Below are 17901 nucleotides of genomic sequence, written 5' to 3'. Positions count from 1 at the left end.
CGCAAACGGAGAGCAACTTCGCTGGCTACTCGTCCGAGGACCTTGTTGGTCGCGTCAATCACAAACCACTCGTGCACGACCTCAGCGGGTTTAGCGCTGAAAGTTGTTGTCATGAGTTTTCTCTTAAAAGAAAGGTTTGTCGGGCCCTTTTCCACGGTCGGTGTTCCTCTGTTGGGAACCTCTTAGGTGGGAGATTGCCAGAGCCTTTACAGGATCAAGCGTCTTCGTCGCGGGGCCACAAAATCGCTGCGAAGCCCACTATTATACGAAAAATCAAGGGCTTGCAGAAGTAATTGGTTACCATCCAAGCATGTTCAGTTACCGACACGCTTTTCATGCGGGCAACCATGCCGATGTGCTCAAACACATCACCTTGCTCGCCACCCTGCGCCACCTCATGCAAAAAGAGGCCGGCATCACCCTGATTGACACCCATGCTGGTGCGGGCTTGTACCGTTTGGACGGCGATTACTCGCAAAAAGGCGGCGAAGCCGAAGACGGCTTGTTCAAACTTCTGGCAGCTGCCGAAAAGCTCGATGCCTTGCCCGACCCCGTCCAAGACTACCTCGAGCAAATTGCCAGCTTCAACCCCAACGGGCAAGCCAAGATTTACCCCGGCTCGCCGTTTTTGATGCACAAGTTGATGCGCCACGCCTCGCGTGACCGTTTGCGTTTGTTTGAGTTGCACCCCACGGACAGCAAATCCTTGACCGCCAACATCGCGCAACTGGAAGCCGGTAGGACAGTCACCGTCAGCCGCGAAGACGGCTTTGAGGCGCTCAAAAAGATCTTGCCGCCCCCGCCCTCGGCCACAGGCTCCAAACGGGCCATGGTCTTGATCGACCCCAGCTACGAGATCAAATCGGACTACAGCAAGGTGGCCAGCGTCATTCAGGAATACCTCAAACGCTTTTCAACCGGCACTTACCTGGTTTGGTACCCCATCATTCCAAGGCCTGAAGCGCACGACTTGCCCAAACGCCTGCGCACCCTGTCCAACCAATCGCAAAAGCCTTGGCTCAACGCCACTTTGGCGATTGGCCGAGGCGAGGGCGATGAGGGCGGCTTGGTGGCCAGCGGCATGTTTGTCATCAACCCACCCTTCACCCTCAAGGACCAGATTCGCCAAGCGCTGGACATGGTGGGCCCGGCTTTGGCGCGTGGGTCAGGCAAAAACTGGGCGGTTGAATCGTCTTGAGGGGTGTTCTGAGTTGGGCGTTTAGCGTTGGGCGTTTAGCGGTTGGCGGTTGGCGTTTAGCGGTTGGCGCTTGGCGCTTGGCGCTTGGCGCTTGGCGCTTGGCGCTTGGCGCTTGGCGCTTGGCGGTTGGCGGTTGGCTTTGAGCAAGGTAAGCGTGTGCAGCACCAATGTCTCTTCCGCCCAACGCTCAACGCTCAACCCAAAACCCATAACCCACAACGCCCAACGCCCAACGCCCAACGCCCAACGCTCAACCCACAACCCACAACCCACAACCCACAACCCACAACCCACAACGCAAAACACCCACCGCATCAAGTTAACCGACCGCACGGTCGGTTAATGGGTATACTGGCAACCGCGCCAAGATCATTCCATCCTGTTTGGCGCAGGAGACCCGCCATGTACACGCAATCTTTCAGCGTCCCGGACAGCACCGAGGACGTCAAGTCGGCCAACCTGAAGGCCGTGCCCAAAGCCCTGAGTGCGCAAGATGCTGCCCTGCAGGCGGCATTTGACGCGCGCATCGACGCCGACGGCCGCATCGAGCCGCGCGAATGGATGCCTGAGGCTTACCGCAAAACCTTGGTGCGCCAAATCAGCCAGCACGCCAACAGCGAAATCGTGGGCATGCTGCCTGAGGCCAACTGGATCAGCCGTGCGCCCAGCCTGAAACGCAAAGCCATCTTGATCGCCAAGGTGCAAGACGAAGGCGGCCACGGTCTTTACCTGTACAGCGCCGCCGAGACCCTGGGCACCAGCCGCGACCAAATGCTGGATGCGCTGCACAGTGGCAAAGCCAAATACAGCTCCATCTTCAACTACCCCACGCTCAACTGGGCCGATGTGGGTGTGGTCGGCTGGCTGGTTGATGGCGCGGCCATCATGAACCAGGTGCCCCTGTGCCGCTGCTCGTATGGCCCCTATGCGCGTGCCATGGTGCGTGTGTGCAAAGAAGAATCCTTCCACCAACGCCAAGGCTATGAAGCGCTCTTGGTCATGATGCAAGGCACGGCCGAGCAAAAAGCCATGGTGCAAGACGCCGTCAACCGCTGGTGGTGGAAGTGCCTGGCCATGTTCGGCCCACCCGACGCCGACAGCCCCAACAGCGCGCAGGGCATGCGCTGGGGCATCAAGCGCATCAGCAACGACGACCTGCGCCAAAAATTTGTGGACGCCACCGTGCCTCAAGCCAAGGTGCTGGGCGTGAACTTGCCCGACCCCGATTTGAAATGGAACGAGGCCCGCCAGGCCCACGACTTTGGTGCCATCGACTGGGACGAGTTCTGGGCCACGGTGAACGGCAACGGACCTTGCAACAAGGAACGCTTGGGTGCCCGCGTCAAGGCCTGGAACGACGGCGCTTGGGTGCGCGAAGCTGCCCTGGCCCACGCCCGCAAACAACAAGCGCGCCAAATGAAGGAGGCCGCATGAACACCACTGCCAACACCGCCGCACTCAAAGAATGGCCCCTGTGGGAAGTGTTCGTGCGCAGCAAACAAGGCCTGGAACACAAGCACTGCGGCAGCCTGCACGCATCGGATTCGGAGCACGCGCTGCAAATGGCACGCGATGTCTACACCCGCCGCCAAGAAGGCGTGAGCATCTGGGTCGTGCCCTCGGCCAGCATTTCGGCCAGCGAGCCCAATGACAAGAGTGAGTTCTTCGACCCGGCCAGCGACAAGGTGTACCGGCACCCAACTTTTTACCAAATCCCCGACGAAGTGGGACACATGTGAAGGCATTCGGCGTTCAGCGATCGGCGTTGAGCGTCAAGCACACGACCCGTCCAATATGAACACGCTCAACTCTCAACCCTCAACGCACAACGCGCCAGTCGACTACCTTTTGCACCTGGCCGATAACGCGCTGATCCTCGGGCAGCGCAATGCCGAATGGTGTGGCCACGGCCCCATCCTCGAAGAAGACATCGCGCTGTCCAACAACAGCCTGGACCTGATTGGCCAAGCCCGCATGCTCTACCAACACGCGGCCGCGCTGCAAGGTGGCGGCGCGACCGAAGACACGCTGGCGTATTTCCGCGACGTGCCCGACTTCAAAAACTACACCCTGTGCGAATTGCCACACACGCCATTGATGGCGGCCACGTCTGCGGGCGACCGCGACTTTGCCAGCACCATCGTGCGCAACTTTTTGTACAGCAGCCTGATGGTGCTGGTGTGGGACCAGTTGCAAAGCTCGCAAGACACGCAACTGGCCGCGATTGCCGCCAAGTCACTCAAAGAGGTGCGCTACCACCTGCGCCACTCGCGCGATTGGCTGGTGCGCTTGGGTGATGGCACCGACGAGTCCCACACCAAAGCGCAAGCGGCGCTCGACCAATGGCTGCCCTACACCCAAGAGTTTTGGAGCCCCAGCGCGCACGAAGCAGCGGCATTGACCAATGGCACAGGCACCGACATGGCCGCTTTGCAAAACGACTGGAACCAGATCGTGAACACGGCGCTGCAAGAGGCCACCTTGCAGCGCCCAGCCGATGGCGGCTTTGTGCCTACGGGCAAACAAGGCATCCACGCCGAGCACCTGGGTTTTGTGCTGGCCGAAATGCAAAGCCTGGCCCGGGCGCACCCGCAAGCCACTTGGTAAGCCCAGCATGAAGACCGCCCAAGCGGCAGCGAGCACCGGCTCAGCCACGGCGAGCCTCAGCGCCGTCGCCGCGAACCCGCCCTCTGTCACTGCGAGCACAACCGCCGTCACTGCGAGCACAACCGCCGTCACTGCGAGCGAAGCGAAGCAGTCCATGGACCCCACTGGATCGCCACCTCGCTTCGCTCCTCGCGATGACGAACAAGACCTGGCCCGCGCCTGGACCCTGCTGGACAGCTTGACCGACCCGGAAATTCCGGTCGTGTCATTGCGCGAGCTGGGCATCTTGCGCGACGTGCGCTCGGGAGATGCGGGACTGGAGGTGGTGATCACGCCCACCTACAGCGGCTGCCCGGCCATGGGCGCGATCGAAGACGATGTGAAAGCCCTGTTGGCGGCTAACGGCCTGCAAGGCCGCGTGGTCACTCAGCTGGCCCCGGCCTGGACCACCGACTGGATGACAGAAGCGGCCAAAGACAAGCTGCGCGCCTACGGCATTGCGCCGCCGCACGCCTGCGCCAGCGAAAAAACAGGCTCGGCCAACGTGGTGCAGTTTGCATCGCGCAGCGCCAAGCCCGAAGTGGTGCACTGCCCGCAATGCGGCTCGGCCAACACCACCGAAACCTCCCACTTTGGCTCGACTGCCTGCAAAGCCCTTTACCGGTGCCTGGCCTGCATGGAGCCCTTCGATTACTTCAAACCTTACTGAGCGGCCTTGCCGCCGTGAAGCACCATGTCCGCACCCCGATTTCATGACCTCCAGATCGCCCGCATCCACCCCGAGGCGGCCGGTGCCGTGGCGATTGCGCTGCATGTGCCACCCGAGCTGCGCAGCGGCTTTGACTTCCAGCCCGGCCAGTTCTTGACCCTGCGCGCCGACATCGACGGCGCTGACGTGCGCCGCAGCTACTCGATCAGCTCGGCCCGCAGCCAATTGCAAAAACAGGGTGTGCTCGAGGTGGGCATTCGCCCCGTGGAAGGTGGCATTTTTTCCAACTGGGCCGCCACCCAACTCAAGGCGGGCGACAGCCTGCGCGTGATGCCGCCCGACGGCCGCTTTGGGGTGAGACGGCCCCGCGCCATCCACCGTGTGGGCTTTGCGGCGGGCTCGGGCATCACGCCCATCCTGTCGATCCTGTCCAGCACCCTCGAAGAGCAGCCGGACAGCAAATTCACCCTGGTCTATGGCAACCGCCGCATGGACAGCGTGATGTTCAACGAAGCCCTGCAAGACCTGAAAGACCGCTACCCTGCCCGCCTGACGCTGATCCACATCCTGTCGCGCCAAGCGCAAGAAGTGCCCTTGCTCGAAGGCCGCATCGATGCGGCCAAAGTGCAGGCCATCATCGACGCGTTTTTGCCGGTGGGCAGCATGGACGAGGTCTTCGTCTGCGGCCCCGAGGCCATGATCGAAGCCACCGAACAAGCCCTGCTCACGGCGGGTGTGAAAGCCGAGCGCATCCACACCGAGCGCTTCAGCTCGCCCACGCTCGATGCGCTGCCGCCCGAAGTCCGCGCCAAAGCCGTGCTGGGCCACCCGGCCACGCGCGAGACGGGCGAAGTGCAGCTGACGGTGGTGCTGGACGGCAAGCCTTACAACATGCCGATGAACCGCAACGAGAAGATCCTGGACATCGCTTTGTCACTGGGCCTGGATTTGCCCTATTCGTGCAAGGCCGGGGTGTGCTGCACCTGCCGCTGCAAAGTGATGCAAGGCACAACCGAGATGGAGAAAAACTTCACCCTCGAAAAGCCCGAAGTTGAACAAGGCTTCATCCTGTCCTGCCAAGCCCGCCCCACCAGCGATCGGGTGGTGATCAGTTTCGACGAACGCTGAAGCTTTCTCGTTTCACTCGCTCGACTGCTGCAGCGCCCACATGCTGGCGTACCGGCCTTGCTTGGCGAGCAGTTCGGCGTGGCTGCCGCGCTCGATGATCTGACCGGCGTCCATCACCAAAATCTCGTGCGCATCGACCACCGTGGACAGACGGTGCGCAATCACCAGCGTGGTCTTGTTTTGCGCCACATTGGCCAACTCGGATTGGATCGCGCGTTCGTTGGCCGAGTCGAGCGCCGAGGTGGCTTCGTCGAACACCAAAATCGGCGGGTTTTTGAGCAAGGTGCGGGCAATGGCCACGCGCTGCTTTTCTCCCCCTGAGAGCTTGAGCCCGCGCTCGCCCACCGATGTCGCATAGCCCTTGGGGGTGGAGGCGATGAAGTCATGAATGCGGGCCGAACGCGCTGCACCCTCGATCTCGTCTTGGCTGGCACCCGGGCGACCATAGGCGATGTTGTAGGCCACGCTGTCGTTGAACAGCACCGTGTCTTGCGGCACGATGCCCATCGCGCCGCGCACGCTGGACTGGGTGACCTGCCGAATGTCCTGCCCTGCAATGCGAATAAAACCATGCTGCACATCGTAAAAGCGAAACATCAAACGCGCCAGTGTGGACTTGCCCGAACCCGAAGGCCCGACCACGGCCACCGTCTTGCCCGCAGGGATGGTGAAGCTGATGTCCTGCAAGATGGGGCGGTCCATCTCGTAAGCAAAGGACACGCGGTCAAACACCACATCGGGTGCGCCTTGCAAAGCCAGCGGCGGGGCGCCCGGCAGATCGGCCACTTCACGCTCGCGGTCCATCAGCACAAACATCTTGTCCAGGTCGGTCAGGCTTTGTTTGATCTCGCGGTACAGCACACCCAAAAAATTGAGCGGAATATAAAGCTGGATCATGAAGGCATTGACCATGACCAAATCGCCCAAAGTCATGCGCCCGGCCACCACACCCTCGGTGGCCCGCCAAAGCATGGTCACCAAGGCAATGGCAATGATCAGCTGCTGCCCCGTGTTGAGCACCGACAAGGTGGTTTGCGCCTTCAGGCGCGCCACGCGCAAACGCTCCAGACTTTCGTCATAGCGGCCAGCCTCAAAGCGCTCGTTGCCAAAGTATTTGACGGTTTCGTAGTTGAGCAGCGAGTCGATGGCGCGCGTGTGCGCGGCCGAGTCGAACTCGTTGGCCTGTTTGCGAAACTGGGTGCGCCACTCGGTGACATAAACGGTGAAGACAATGTAGAGCACCAGCGCAAACAAAGTGATGCCCGCAAACCAAGCGTCAAACTTGACGGCCAAAATGGCCAACACCAAACCCACCTCGAACAAGGTGGGAATGACGCTGTACAGCGAATAAGAAATCAGCGACTCGATGCCGCGCACACCGCGCTCGATGTCGCGCGTCATGCCGCCGGTTTGCCGCGCCAGGTGAAAGCGCAAACTCAATGCATGCAAGTGCTCAAAGGTTTGCAGGGCAATGCTGCGCGAGGCCCCTTGCGTGGCTTTGGCAAAGACCAGTTCGCGCAACTCGGTGAATGCCGAGGTCAGCAAACGCAAAGCGCCGTAACCCAACAGCAGCGCCACCGGCACCACCAGCACCGCCCGTGGATCGCTGGGCTTGAGGCTCATGGCATCGACCAACTCCTTGAGCAGCAAAGGCACGCTGACGTTGGCCAATTTGGCGCAGACCATCAAGCTCAGCGCGATGACCACACGCCATTTGTATTGCCACAAATAGGGCCAAAGACGGGACAGGGTTTTCCAGTCACTGACCGGCGGCGTTTGAGCTGCAGCGTTTACAGGGGCACCCGGCAGGGGGGCTTGGTTCAAGGGAGATGCCGCAGAAGCAGCAGAGGTGGCTGCAGCAGAGGCAGCGGTTTCGCCGTGTGGGCGCATAAGACACAATCCAGTTCAACATAAACCATCAACGACCACCGATTGTGCCCATGTCTGAACCCCAACGCCCCGATACCGTGTCTTTGCCCACTGACCAAGAGCTGGTGCTCAAAGTCATCCCCATGCCGGCTGACTGCAATGCCAGCGGCGATATTTTTGGTGGCTGGGTCATGGCCCAGGTCGACTTGGCCGGAGCCGTGTTGCCCGCCCGGCGCGTGCGCGGCCGCATGGTGACCGTGGCGGTGAACGAGTTCATCTTCAAACAGCCGGTCAAAGTGGGCGACATCTTGTCGTTTTTCTCGCGCATCGTGCGCGTGGGCCGCACCTCGGTCACCGTCAAGGTCGAGGTGTTTGCCGAGCGCTTTCAGCTGCAAGGCCAGTACATCAAAGTGACCGAAGCGAACCTGACCTATGTGGCGGTGGACGACCAAGGCAAACCCAGGCCGGTGCCCGCCGAGTGAAGCCTCTGGCGACCCTCAGGACACGATGTAAGCCGCAGCGCCTGTGGACATCAAGCTTCCGTCGGGCCCGCAAAACTCCATGCGCGACGAGCCCACACGCGAGCCCACGCGCAAGGCCTTGGCGGTGATGGTGAAGTGCTCACCGATGCCGGGGCGCAAATAGTCGACCCGCAAGTCGATGGTGCCCAGCTTGGCAAAGCGCTCCAAGCGCTTGGCGGGCGGCTCGTCCATGTGTTTGGCTGCCAGCGCCGCCATCACGGCAGCGCTGCCGATGGCGTCGAGCACCGCGCTGATGACACCGCCGTGGATGCGGTTGTAGGCAAAGTGACCCACCAACTCGGGCCGCATGTCGATGCGGGCCTCCACACCTTCAGGGGTGACCTTGAGCAGCTTCAGGCCCAAGGTTTTATTGAAAACGATTTTTTCTTCGTAGATCTGGCGAAAACCCTCGATGTATTCGGGTTCAAGGACAACGGGGTCAAGGGTGCGGTGGGTCATCTGAGGATTTTATCGATGGCCACTCAACCGGGGTGATCAGCGGCTGTACAGGTTCCCAATTGCATTTGGGGCTTGCAAAAATCACCCTCACCAAACGTTGTAGAAGCGGTCTCTGACCGCGATCGAGTTCTTCGCGGTCAGAGACCGCTCCTACGGGGGCAGGCTTTGGGGTTCTTCGCGGTCAGAGACCGCTCCTACAAATCCAACGCCCATGGTCCCACTGTGGGAGCGGTCTCTGACCGCGATGGGCTTCGCTGGTACATCCTTCGCGGTCAGAGACCGATCCTTCGGGGGTAGGCTTTGGGGTTCTTCGCGGTCAGAGACCGCTCCTTCGGGGGTAGGCTTTGGGGTTCTTCGCGGTCAGAGACCGCTCCTACGGGGGCAGACTTTAGAGCTTGGAAAAGTCCGGCTTGCGCTTTGCCATAAAAGCCCCAAAGGCTTCTTTGGCGGCGGGTTCGCGCAGCATGCGGCCAAAGCTTTGGCCTTCTTCGTCCATCTTTTGCAAGACCTCTTGCTGGCCAGCGCCTTTCATCAGGCGCTTGGTGGCGATCAGCGAGGTCAATGGCTTGGCAGCCAATTTACGCGCTTGCGCTTGGGTGTAATCGTTCACCTCGGTAGGCGGCACCACCCGGTTGACCAGGCCGACTTCTTGCGCGGCTTCGGCGAAGAAGGGCTCACCCATGAGCAAGGCTTCGGCGGCGCGGTGGTAGCCAAACATGCACGGCACCAGCAGGCTCGACGCCGCTTCGGGGCACAGGCCCAGGTTGACAAAAGGCATGGAAAACGCCGCATTGTCACCGGCATACACCAAGTCGCAATGGAACAGCATGGTGGTGCCAATGCCCACCGCAGGCCCGGCCACAGCGGCCAACAAGGGCTTTTCAAAGGTGGCGATGCCGCGCAAGAAACGGAACACCGGCGACTCTTGCGTGGTGGGCGGTTGGCTCAAAAAGTCACCAATGTCATTGCCCGCGCTGAAGATGCTTTCATGCCCCTGAAACACCACCACGCGCACGCTGGGGTCAGCCCCGGCCTGCGCCACCGCGTCGGCCATAGCCGCGTACATGGTCGAGGTGATGGCGTTCTTTTTGTCCAAGCGGTTGAAGGTGATGGTCATCACCCCCGCGTCGGTGTGGGTCAAGATGTCAGGCATGGCGGTCCTTGTGCTGTGTTGTGTTGTGCGGAAGAAGGCGGCTCACTGCACCCGAATCCAGGTTTGCGTGCGGCCCAAAATGGGGGCCCCAATGAAACCACGGACTTCGAGTTTTTGGCCACCTTCAATCAGGGTCAATCGCAGGCTGTAGTTTTTGCCATTCTCAGGATCTAAGATTTTCCCACCCTCCCACACCGCCTTGCCGTCACTTGCTTGACCGCCCCGGATGATTTCCATGCCGATTTTGGGCTGACCCTTGCGGTCGTCGGTGCACAGGGTGCAGTTGGGCTCGGGGCTGGGGGTGCTGGCCAAAGAACGCTCCACCACACCCGACAAGCCCCCGTTGGGGTTGAGGCTGATGCGGATTTCGGCTTTGGGCTGTTGGGTGGCATCGTCGATGCTGCGCCACAGGCCCACCGGGCTCATTTGGGCGTGAGCGGTCAGGCTCAGCAGACCCAAGCTCAGGGTCATGGTCAGGGTTAAAACGGTTTTGATCATGGGGTGAGTCCTTCGGAGTGGTTTGCAGGGATGAGATTTCCGTGGCGTGTCAGGCCAAGGCCGCGTCGGTGTCCATCAGCACCTCGCTGCCGGCGCGGATGCGGCGCATCAGGCTGGAGGTTTCGGGCATCAGGCGGGTGAAGTAAAAACGCGCCGTTTGCAGCTTGGCTTGGTAGAAGGGGTCGGGGCGCTGGGCCTCTTCTTCGGCCTCGGCCAATTTGACCAAAGCAATTTGTGCCGAACGGGCCCAGAAGTAACCCAGCACCAGGTGCCCCACCACGCGCAAATAGTCCACCGCCGCAGCGCCCACTTCGTCGGCATTGCTCATGGCTTTCATGCCCACTTCGCCGGTCAGTTGCGTCAGTTTTTGGCCCAGGTCGGCCAAGGGCTTGATGAACTCACCCATGGCCTCGTTGGCCATTTCGGCCTTGACCAGTTGTTCCACCAGCTTGCCAAATTTCTTGAGCGTAGCGCCTTGGTTGCCCAGCACCTTGCGGCCCAGCAAGTCGAGCGACTGTATGGTGTTGGTGCCTTCGTAAATCATGTTGATGCGGGCGTCGCGCACAAACTGCTCCATGCCCCACTCTTTGATGTAGCCGTGGCCACCAAAGACTTGTTGGCAGGCCGAGGTGGCTTCCCACGCGTTGTCGGTGGTGAAGGCTTTGACGATGGGTGTGAGCAAGGCCACGATTTCAGCGGCCTCGGCGCGCACCGCCTCGTCGGGGTGGTGGAGTTCTTTGTCCAGCAGCAAGGCGCAATAACAAGCCAAGGCGCGGCCCCCTTCGGCATAAGCCTTGGCGGTCATGAGCATGCGCCGCACATCGGCGTGCACGATGATGGGATCGGCCGGTTTGCCCGGGGCTTTGACACCCGTGAGCGAGCGCATTTGCACGCGGTCCTTGGCATAAGCCAGCGCGTTTTGGTAAGCCACTTCGGTCAAGCCCAAGGACTGGTTGCCCACGCCCAAACGGGCAGCATTCATCATGACAAACATCGCGGCCAAACCTTTGTGGGGCTGTCCCACCAGCGTGCCCACGGCTTCGTCGAGCACCATCTGGCAAGTGGCGTTGCCGTGGATGCCCATTTTGTGCTCCAGGCCGCCGCAGTAGATGCCGTTGCGCTCGCCCATGCTGCCGTCGTCCGACACCTTGAATTTGGGCACCAAAAACAAACTGATGCCCTTGCTACCGGGGGGCGCGTCGGGCAAGCGGGCCAACACCAAGTGCACGATGTTGGCGGCCAGGTCGTGTTCACCTGCGCTGATGAATATCTTTTGCCCAGTGAGTCGGTAGCTGCCATCAACTTGCGGCTCGGCTTTGCTGCGCAAGAGCCCCAGGTCGGTGCCGCAATGCGGCTCGGTCAAGCACATGGTGCCGGTCCACTCACCGCTGGTGAGTTTGGGCAGGTACAGGGCTTTTTGCTCGGCCGTACCGTGTGCGTGCAGGCACTCGTAGGCGCCGTGGCTCAAACCAGGGTACATGGTCCAGGCTTGGTTGGACGAGTTGAGCATTTCGTAAAAACACTGGTTCACCACAAAAGGCAAACCTTGGCCGCCGTATTCGGGATCGCAACTGAGCGAAGGCCAACCACCGGCCACATACTGGGCATAGGCCTCTTTGAAACCGTCCGGTGCTTTGACTTCGTGCGTGTCGCGGTCAAGTTGGCAGCCCTGGGTGTCACCCGAGATGTTGATCGGGAACACCACTTCGGCTGCAAACTTGCCGCCCTCTTCGAGCACGGCGTTGATGGTTTCGGCATCGGTGTCAGCATGCTTGGGCAAGGCCTTGAGCTCGGCACTGACCTTGAGCAACTCGTGCAAGACAAACTGCATGTCGCGCAGCGGGGGGGTGTAAATAGGCATGAAAGCTCCTGTGTGTAAAAGGTGTGGAGGGTAAAAAACTCAGGCCTTGCTCGCATAGCGGTCCAAGATGTGCGCAAAACCTCGGCGAGCGTGTTCGGTGGCACCCGGGTTGCGCAAAAAGCGCGCCTCGTAGTGCAAGGCCAAAATGAGGCCATGGATTTCAAAGGCAATCTGGTACGCGTCGGCTTCGCGCATGAGTTGGCCTTCGGTTTGGGCCAGCTCCACAGCGCGTCGCAAGGCGGTCTGCCAACTGGACACCGAGCGCGCCAGGGCGTCCCGCACCGGGCCACTGCGGTCGTCAAACTCCACCGCGCCACTGATGTAAATGCAGCCCGAATCGATTTCGGCCGAGGTCTGCACCATCCAGTTGTCGAACAAGGCCCTCAAGCGCGGCAAGCCCCTGTTTTTCTGCATCGCGGCGTAAAACACCTCGTTCTCAAAGCGGTCGTGGTACTCGCGGATGACGGAAATTTGCAACTCTTCGCGCGAGCCAAAGTGTGCGAACACGCCCGACTTGCTCATGCCAGTGACCTCGGCCACTGCGCCAATCGACAAGCCTTCCAAACCAATTTGCGAGGCCAGGCCCAATGCCGCGTCGATGATGACGGCTTTGGTCTGTTGGCCTTTGATGAGCACGCGGCGACCCGCATCTGCAGCGCCAGGGGTGTCGTTTTTGGGGTTCAGTTTGGTATCGGACATGGGCATTAAAAAAGAACGATCGTTCTATTTTGCACCAGTTTGCCCCCGCATGCACAAAAAACATGGGAAATCCGGGCTTGAGTTTGCGTCTGTGTGTGGGCTCAAAGTGAGCCTCGAGCTGGCCTGAAAACCACATCCCGGTCCGCCATGCTGTGCCAAATGCTTTGAACGCGGGCGTCTTCAAGGGCCAGCGAAACCGGCCCCCGCATTCAACACGGAGGCGGGGGAATGCCCCGCCAACTCCAGTTGCATGACGATCATGTTGACCAACATGGCAACCGAAGGGCGGCCCGTTTCGATGACAAAGTGTGCGGCATCGCGGTACAAAGGATCACGCAACTCGTACAAGCTGCGCAAACGCTGCAGGGGATCGTCCACCTGCAACAACGGACGCGTTGTGTCATGGCGCAAGCGGCGAAACACATCCTCGGGGCTGGAATGCAGATAAATCACCTGACCGCGTTCGCGCATGTGCCGCCGATTGGCTTCGCGCAAAACAGCGCCGCCCCCTGTAGCGATCACCCCGCCTTGGCTGCGCGTCACATCGTCCATCACCTGTTGCTCCAGATCGCGAAAACTGTCTTCGCCTTCGCGGGCAAAAAACTCACGAATGGCGCAACCCAAAGCTTGCTCGATGACATGGTCGGTGTCGACAAAAGTCAAACCCCAGCGGCGTGCTAACTGCCGACCGATGGTGGTCTTGCCCGAGCCAGGTAGGCCCACAAAAATGATGCTCAAAAAAGTCTCACACAGAAAAAACAGTGAACGCACCCAAACACTGGGGCAGGTTTTACGCATGCGTTCAGTGTATTCGACCCCTGTGTTCAGGCGCTTGTGTGCCCAGCACCGCCTGCTCCCGCCGCGTGCAGCGCCATCAAGGCGACACAGACAGCGTGCCGTCTGCCATGATGCGGGGGGTCAAAAAAATCAACAGCTCGCTTTTGCGCTGCGCCTGATCGCGGTTTTTGAACAACCAGCCCAAGCCCGGTACATCGCCCAAACCCGGCACCTTGGCTTCGTTGTTGCGGTCGGTTTCTTCGTAAATACCGCCCAACACCACCGTGCCGCCGTCCTCTACCCGAACCTGTGTTTTGACGTGCTTGGTGTTGATGGCAAAACCTGCCGGGGTGATTTGGCCCACACTGTCGCGGCTGACATCCACATCCAGAATCACCGAGCCATCGGGGGTGATGTGGGGCGTCACCTCCAGTTTGAGGTTGGCTTTGCGAAAAGCAATCGATGTGGCACCACTGGCAGAGGCGATTTGGTAAGGCAACTCGGTGCCTTGCTCGATCAAAGCTTTGGTTTGGTCTGAGGTCACCACCCGAGGGCGTGAGACCACTTTTCCTCGGCCATCGGCCTCCAAGGCCGAAAGCTCGACATTGATGAACCGGTCCGCCGCAGCATTGAACAAAGACACCGCAAATTGGGCCGGCGTTTCAAGGCTTTGACCGGCCGTACCTGCAGGAAAGTCCACTTGGTTGCCCGTCACCACACCGGCGCCTGTGGCCATATTTCTGGCACCCAAGGCCATGGTGTTGGCACGCTGGTTCAATTGAAACGGCACGGCCATGCCAACGCCCAGACGCACCCCCAGCGACTCGCCAAACAAGTGATCGGCCTCGACGATGCGCGCCTCAATCAGCACCTGCCGCACCGGAATGTCCAATTGTGTCAACAAGCTTCGCACCTGCTGCAGGCGATCGGGCAAATCAGAGATGAACAACTGGTTTGTGCGCGGCTCGGCCAAGACACTGCCCCGCCTGCTCAACCAGCCCGCTGTGCCCGTCCCCTGTCCGCCTTGCAAACGCTGCGCCATGTCACTGGCGCGGGCATATTGCAAACGCATGACCATGGTTTGCAAGGGGCTGACGGCATCCAAAGCCATTTGCGCTTCGAGTTGCTTTTGCGCGCGCGCCAGCCACTCATTTTGGGGGGCGATCCACAGCACCCGCCCCTCTTGACGCATGGCCAAACCTTGGGACTGCAACACAATGTGCAGGGCCTGCCGCCAAGGCAACTCGGTCAGGCGCACCGTCACCTGGCCTTTCACCGCATCGGTGGCCACCAAGTTCAATCCGGTGAAATCAGCAAAAACCTTCAGCAGTGTGCTGATCTCGGTATTTTGAAAATTCAGACTGATGAAGGCATCACTGTGTGCAAGGGCATGGGCGTCGGGGTCGGCGACAGTGTCAGTGTCAGTGTCGCTGGCCGAAACCCCTGGCCTGCGGGCCGGGGTGTGCGTTGGCGCACTGTCGACTGGATGGGTCGTCCCGCCAAAATCAAGTTGGAATGGCGCACCCATGCGTTCGTTCTTTGCCTGCCCAGTCAACACTTGCGCCTGGGACCAAGACAAGCCGCCGCAAGCTCCGATGAACAGCACCAGACGGACAGCTTTGGCCCATGCCGCGCCACACAGCACGACCTGCGCCAAGGACTGAACCCCGGCCTGAGCGGTTGGCAAAGCGAGTCGAGCCCGCGTCATGGCGATGCCTCGCCCACGCCCAGCACTTTCAAGCCGCCTTGGTTTGTCCGCAGATGCACCTCGTGGGGGTAGATGGTCTCTACCTGGTGGCCCTCAGCACCAATTCGCTGCCCCACGCGGGCCGGGGCCCAATGCGGTCCAGCCGCAAAAAGAGCGTGCGCATCCTGCGCGTGCTGCCAAACGCCCAGCAAACGAATCTGTGCCAAAGGCCATTGCGCCGGATCGGCAGACCCATGGCCTGCCCCGGCCAAGGCGCCCTCAGGGCCTGTCAGGGCCGACCGAAAGCTTTCGTCGTTGGCCTCGAGCTTGCCCTGCAAGTCTGAGCCCCTGGCACTCAAAGACTCGGTCAGCGGTGCACTTGCGGCCCCATCGGGAACTTGCCAAAAAACCGCTGTCCTGACGCGCTTGATTGGGCTTTCTTGCGGCAGTTCAGAGCGGGGCTGATACGGCGCAGGTCGGCCAAGGTCAATGCCGAGACCATCGCCAAACCAGACCCTGAGCACGGCTTCGATGTCAACCCCTTGCGCTTGCGGCGCGATGCGCAAGCGGTCAATGCTCCACACGGGGCCATGGGCATTCAGGGCCGACCACACGGCGGTCCAATCGTCAAACTGTGCGTGCAAACGCACCGCCACGGCCTGGCTGCTCAAAGGTGCCGCCGCGCCATCAGGCATGGGGCGCAAAGACTGCAACTGCACCGCGTGTTGTGCCAGCAATTGCGAAAATTGCAACCAGATCACGGCCTGCCGGTCGCGGGTTGGTAACTGCGCCAGCAAGGCGGGGGGGCTTTGTGGGGCGTCCGATGGCGTTTGTGCTTTGCGCAACTGCGCCTGCAGCGTGGCCAGCTTCCCTTGCATGCTGGGCACAGGGTCATCCTGAGCCCCAAGCGCACCCAGCGTGGGTGGATGCACGCATGACACCCCCAACATCCCAAGGGCAAAACCAGCCCACACAAAAACCCAGCGCCCTGTCAACCCATGCCAAGCGCTGCCCCCAAGCTGCCTGCCCGCCAGCCAGCCCAAACCGGATACCGGCGAACGCAACAAGCCACTGGAAAACCAGGACATGCCCCGCTTCATGGCTTTGCCTGCCCGCTTGGCGCAGTCTGCGCTGGGCCGCCCCGCGTGGGGGCCAAGCGCTGAACAGGCCAACCACTTCGCCACACAAACTCCAAGGCAGCGTCTGATTGGGGGGTGTGGGGCCCGCTGCGCAAAGCCGCTGGCGAGGTCAGAGGCGCGCCTGCGGTGCTGGCCATTGGCGACGCGAACACCCAACTGCTCAAGACCAACACCGGCTCGAGGTGCTCCGCCAAAGCGGCGGTCAAGGCTTGATGCGCCCTGTCCATGTGCTGGGCGTTTGCTGCGCTGCCATGCATTTCCAAGGTTTCAGCCTCCAGTTGCAAGCGCAAAAACTGAACTGACGCCGGACCAGACGCCTCTTTTAAAGCTTGGTGCAAGGCCTGCCATGCGGCGTGCTGCTGCGCCACATGCGCCAAATGCGCCGCCTGAGACTGCCATTTTTTTTGCCTCGCCTGCTGGTGCTGAAGACTTTGCCATTGCGCTTGGTGATCCGTCACTTGGGCTTGCAGCAAACTGCGCTCTCGCTGGATTTGCGCTGCGCTTTGCTGCGCCAATTGGCCCACACCCCAAGCCACCGCACAACCTGCGGCCAAACCAGCGAAAAAAGACCCGCTTTGGTCACGCCTTCTGCGCTGACTGGCCAAAGCTGGATAACGCAGCAGATTGAAAGCGTTCATCCAAGCCACGCTTTCAATGCCAAACCCGAGGCCACCAAGCGTGGCCCAGCGCTCGAATGCATGGCCTGCCGAAGTGCCAAACCGGGGCCGAACTCTTGTTGCACAGGCAGCAAGGGCAAAGTGTCTGGAGCGTTCGGACTCAAATCGAATTGCCAGTCCTGTGGCGACTGCGTCAACAAACTGGACAAGCCACCCCGCAAATGGCATGCGGCCCGGTGTGCGGCGTGCCAAGCGGGCTCGACACTGTGCAACTGCCAACCGGCGGCACGTGCATGGGCTTGGAGCTTTTGAATCAGGCCCAAATCACAGCCCACCCAGTGCACACGGGACAAAAGCCCCTCAGTCAGTGGATCGCGCTGAAAGTCAAAACTCACCTCATCGGGGCCAAGACCGAGCAGTTGCGACACCTCTGTCTGCACCTCTGCTGCCCAATCTTGAGGCCGCAGATGCGCTGGCAACTCCAACATACCGGCCACCGTGTCGTTGGCATCCAAAGCCACGTTCAGCCGTTGGCCTGCCCGCACAGACTGTGCGGCCAATGGCCTCAAACCCTCGCTGAAATTGCCCGCCGATGGCCCAGATGCAGCTGTCTCAATGCGCTCCATGGCCAACACCCGAACACCCACGGCACGCTCAAGCGTCAAACCCACCAAGGCCCAACCGTCCCCATCCGAAGCCATGCCCCATGCTTGACGTGCAGCACGGTTTTTCAGCCGTTGCCAAAAACGAAACCCCGCTTGCATCAAGTGCCTTGCGGTCCCGTCACGGCACCAAGCCGTGCAACGGCCAGCCATCTCATGCCCAGTTCCGGTGAAGTTTGCAAACAACGGGGCCAATTTCTGATGTGTTTCATTTTGAACCTTTGGTTTTCTCATGCCGGACGTGGCCCGGCACCCATTGCGAACAACTGGCTTTGAAGGTGGACAGGGGCCGTTTTTTCAGCGCAACATCGACCAAA

At 60.7% G+C, this 17901-nt stretch carries 18 protein-coding genes and 1 pseudogene; 7 read left to right on the top strand and 12 right to left on the bottom strand.

All coding sequences use genetic code 11. From position 1 onward, the window contains the following. Window positions 1-113 (bottom strand): annotated as a pseudogene (locus tag ACIQ39_RS07660) (50S ribosomal protein L13); the annotation flags it as partial. 197 nt (window positions 114-310) lie between these two features. On the opposite strand from ACIQ39_RS07660, the gene ACIQ39_RS07655 reads away from it, so the two are divergent. The 6 genes from ACIQ39_RS07655 (at window position 311) to ACIQ39_RS07630 (ending at window position 5642) form a co-directional block, all read left to right on the top strand. After that, window positions 311-1198 (top strand): 23S rRNA (adenine(2030)-N(6))-methyltransferase RlmJ, encoded by an 888-nt coding sequence (locus ACIQ39_RS07655; RefSeq protein ID WP_396434018.1) that lies wholly within the window; start codon window positions 311-313, stop codon window positions 1196-1198. 402 nt (window positions 1199-1600) lie between these two features. Further along, window positions 1601-2632: a 1,2-phenylacetyl-CoA epoxidase subunit PaaA gene (gene paaA / locus ACIQ39_RS07650; protein ID WP_396434017.1), complete on the top strand. Its 1032-nt coding sequence runs from the start codon at window positions 1601-1603 to the stop codon at window positions 2630-2632. After that, window positions 2629-2937, top strand: coding sequence for a 1,2-phenylacetyl-CoA epoxidase subunit PaaB (gene paaB / locus ACIQ39_RS07645; RefSeq protein WP_396434016.1), 309 nt, complete (start codon window positions 2629-2631; stop codon window positions 2935-2937). The genes paaA and paaB overlap by 4 nt, the downstream gene beginning before the upstream one ends. A 55-nt stretch (window positions 2938-2992) precedes the next feature. Beyond that, a complete protein-coding gene (gene paaC, locus ACIQ39_RS07640; protein ID WP_396434015.1) occupies window positions 2993-3805 on the top strand; it encodes a 1,2-phenylacetyl-CoA epoxidase subunit PaaC in 813 nt (270 codons plus the stop codon). Between the two features lie 154 nt (window positions 3806-3959). Continuing rightward, complete coding sequence (gene paaD / locus ACIQ39_RS07635; RefSeq protein WP_396434021.1) at window positions 3960-4514, top strand: 1,2-phenylacetyl-CoA epoxidase subunit PaaD; 555 nt, start codon at window positions 3960-3962, stop codon at window positions 4512-4514. Between the two features lie 24 nt (window positions 4515-4538). Continuing rightward, complete coding sequence (locus ACIQ39_RS07630; protein ID WP_396434014.1) at window positions 4539-5642, top strand: 2Fe-2S iron-sulfur cluster-binding protein; 1104 nt, start codon at window positions 4539-4541, stop codon at window positions 5640-5642. A gap of 12 nt (window positions 5643-5654) precedes the next feature. On the opposite strand, the gene ACIQ39_RS07625 is transcribed toward ACIQ39_RS07630, so the two are convergent. Further along, a complete protein-coding gene (locus tag ACIQ39_RS07625; RefSeq protein ID WP_396434013.1) occupies window positions 5655-7532 on the bottom strand; it encodes an ABCB family ABC transporter ATP-binding protein/permease in 1878 nt (625 codons plus the stop codon). 50 nt (window positions 7533-7582) lie between these two features. Here ACIQ39_RS07625 and ACIQ39_RS07620 point away from each other — a divergent pair, with 50 nt between their 5' ends. Continuing rightward, a complete protein-coding gene (locus tag ACIQ39_RS07620) occupies window positions 7583-7993 on the top strand; it encodes an acyl-CoA thioesterase (RefSeq protein ID WP_396434012.1) in 411 nt (136 codons plus the stop codon). Between the two features lie 15 nt (window positions 7994-8008). On the opposite strand, the gene ACIQ39_RS07615 is transcribed toward ACIQ39_RS07620, so the two are convergent. The 10 genes from ACIQ39_RS07615 to ACIQ39_RS07570 form a co-directional block, all read right to left on the bottom strand. Next, window positions 8009-8491, bottom strand: a complete 483-nt coding sequence (locus ACIQ39_RS07615) for a thioesterase family protein (RefSeq protein ID WP_396434011.1) — start codon at window positions 8489-8491, stop codon at window positions 8009-8011. A gap of 388 nt (window positions 8492-8879) precedes the next feature. Further along, a complete protein-coding gene (locus ACIQ39_RS07610) occupies window positions 8880-9644 on the bottom strand; it encodes an enoyl-CoA hydratase (RefSeq protein WP_396434010.1) in 765 nt (254 codons plus the stop codon). A gap of 42 nt (window positions 9645-9686) precedes the next feature. Further along, window positions 9687-10142: a DUF2147 domain-containing protein gene (locus ACIQ39_RS07605; RefSeq protein WP_396434009.1), complete on the bottom strand. Its 456-nt coding sequence runs from the start codon at window positions 10140-10142 to the stop codon at window positions 9687-9689. 49 nt (window positions 10143-10191) lie between these two features. Further along, window positions 10192-12003: an acyl-CoA dehydrogenase C-terminal domain-containing protein gene (locus ACIQ39_RS07600; RefSeq protein ID WP_396434008.1), complete on the bottom strand. Its 1812-nt coding sequence runs from the start codon at window positions 12001-12003 to the stop codon at window positions 10192-10194. A gap of 39 nt (window positions 12004-12042) precedes the next feature. After that, on the bottom strand, window positions 12043-12702 hold the full coding sequence (locus ACIQ39_RS07595; RefSeq protein WP_396434007.1) for a TetR/AcrR family transcriptional regulator: 660 nt from the start codon (window positions 12700-12702) through the stop codon (window positions 12043-12045). A gap of 180 nt (window positions 12703-12882) precedes the next feature. Next, complete coding sequence (locus ACIQ39_RS07590) at window positions 12883-13440, bottom strand: shikimate kinase (RefSeq protein ID WP_396434006.1); 558 nt, start codon at window positions 13438-13440, stop codon at window positions 12883-12885. Between the two features lie 136 nt (window positions 13441-13576). Further along, window positions 13577-15187, bottom strand: a complete 1611-nt coding sequence (locus tag ACIQ39_RS07585; protein WP_396434005.1) for a type IV pilus secretin PilQ — start codon at window positions 15185-15187, stop codon at window positions 13577-13579. Next, on the bottom strand, window positions 15184-16254 hold the full coding sequence (locus ACIQ39_RS07580) for a hypothetical protein (protein ID WP_396434004.1): 1071 nt from the start codon (window positions 16252-16254) through the stop codon (window positions 15184-15186). Before ACIQ39_RS07580 ends, ACIQ39_RS07585 begins: the two co-directional genes overlap by 4 nt. Before the next feature lie 8 nt (window positions 16255-16262). Beyond that, a complete protein-coding gene (locus tag ACIQ39_RS07575) occupies window positions 16263-16943 on the bottom strand; it encodes a hypothetical protein (RefSeq protein ID WP_396434003.1) in 681 nt (226 codons plus the stop codon). Further along, a complete protein-coding gene (locus tag ACIQ39_RS07570; protein ID WP_396434002.1) occupies window positions 16940-17737 on the bottom strand; it encodes a hypothetical protein in 798 nt (265 codons plus the stop codon). The genes ACIQ39_RS07575 and ACIQ39_RS07570 overlap by 4 nt, the downstream gene beginning before the upstream one ends. Between the last annotated feature and the right edge of the window lie 164 nt (window positions 17738-17901).

It is taken from the genome of Limnohabitans sp. (assembly GCF_044361645.1).
Lineage (GTDB): Bacteria > Pseudomonadota > Gammaproteobacteria > Burkholderiales > Burkholderiaceae_C > Limnohabitans_A.
Note: the sequence above shows the minus strand (reverse complement) of the source record. Positions and strands in the feature narration are given on the sequence as shown.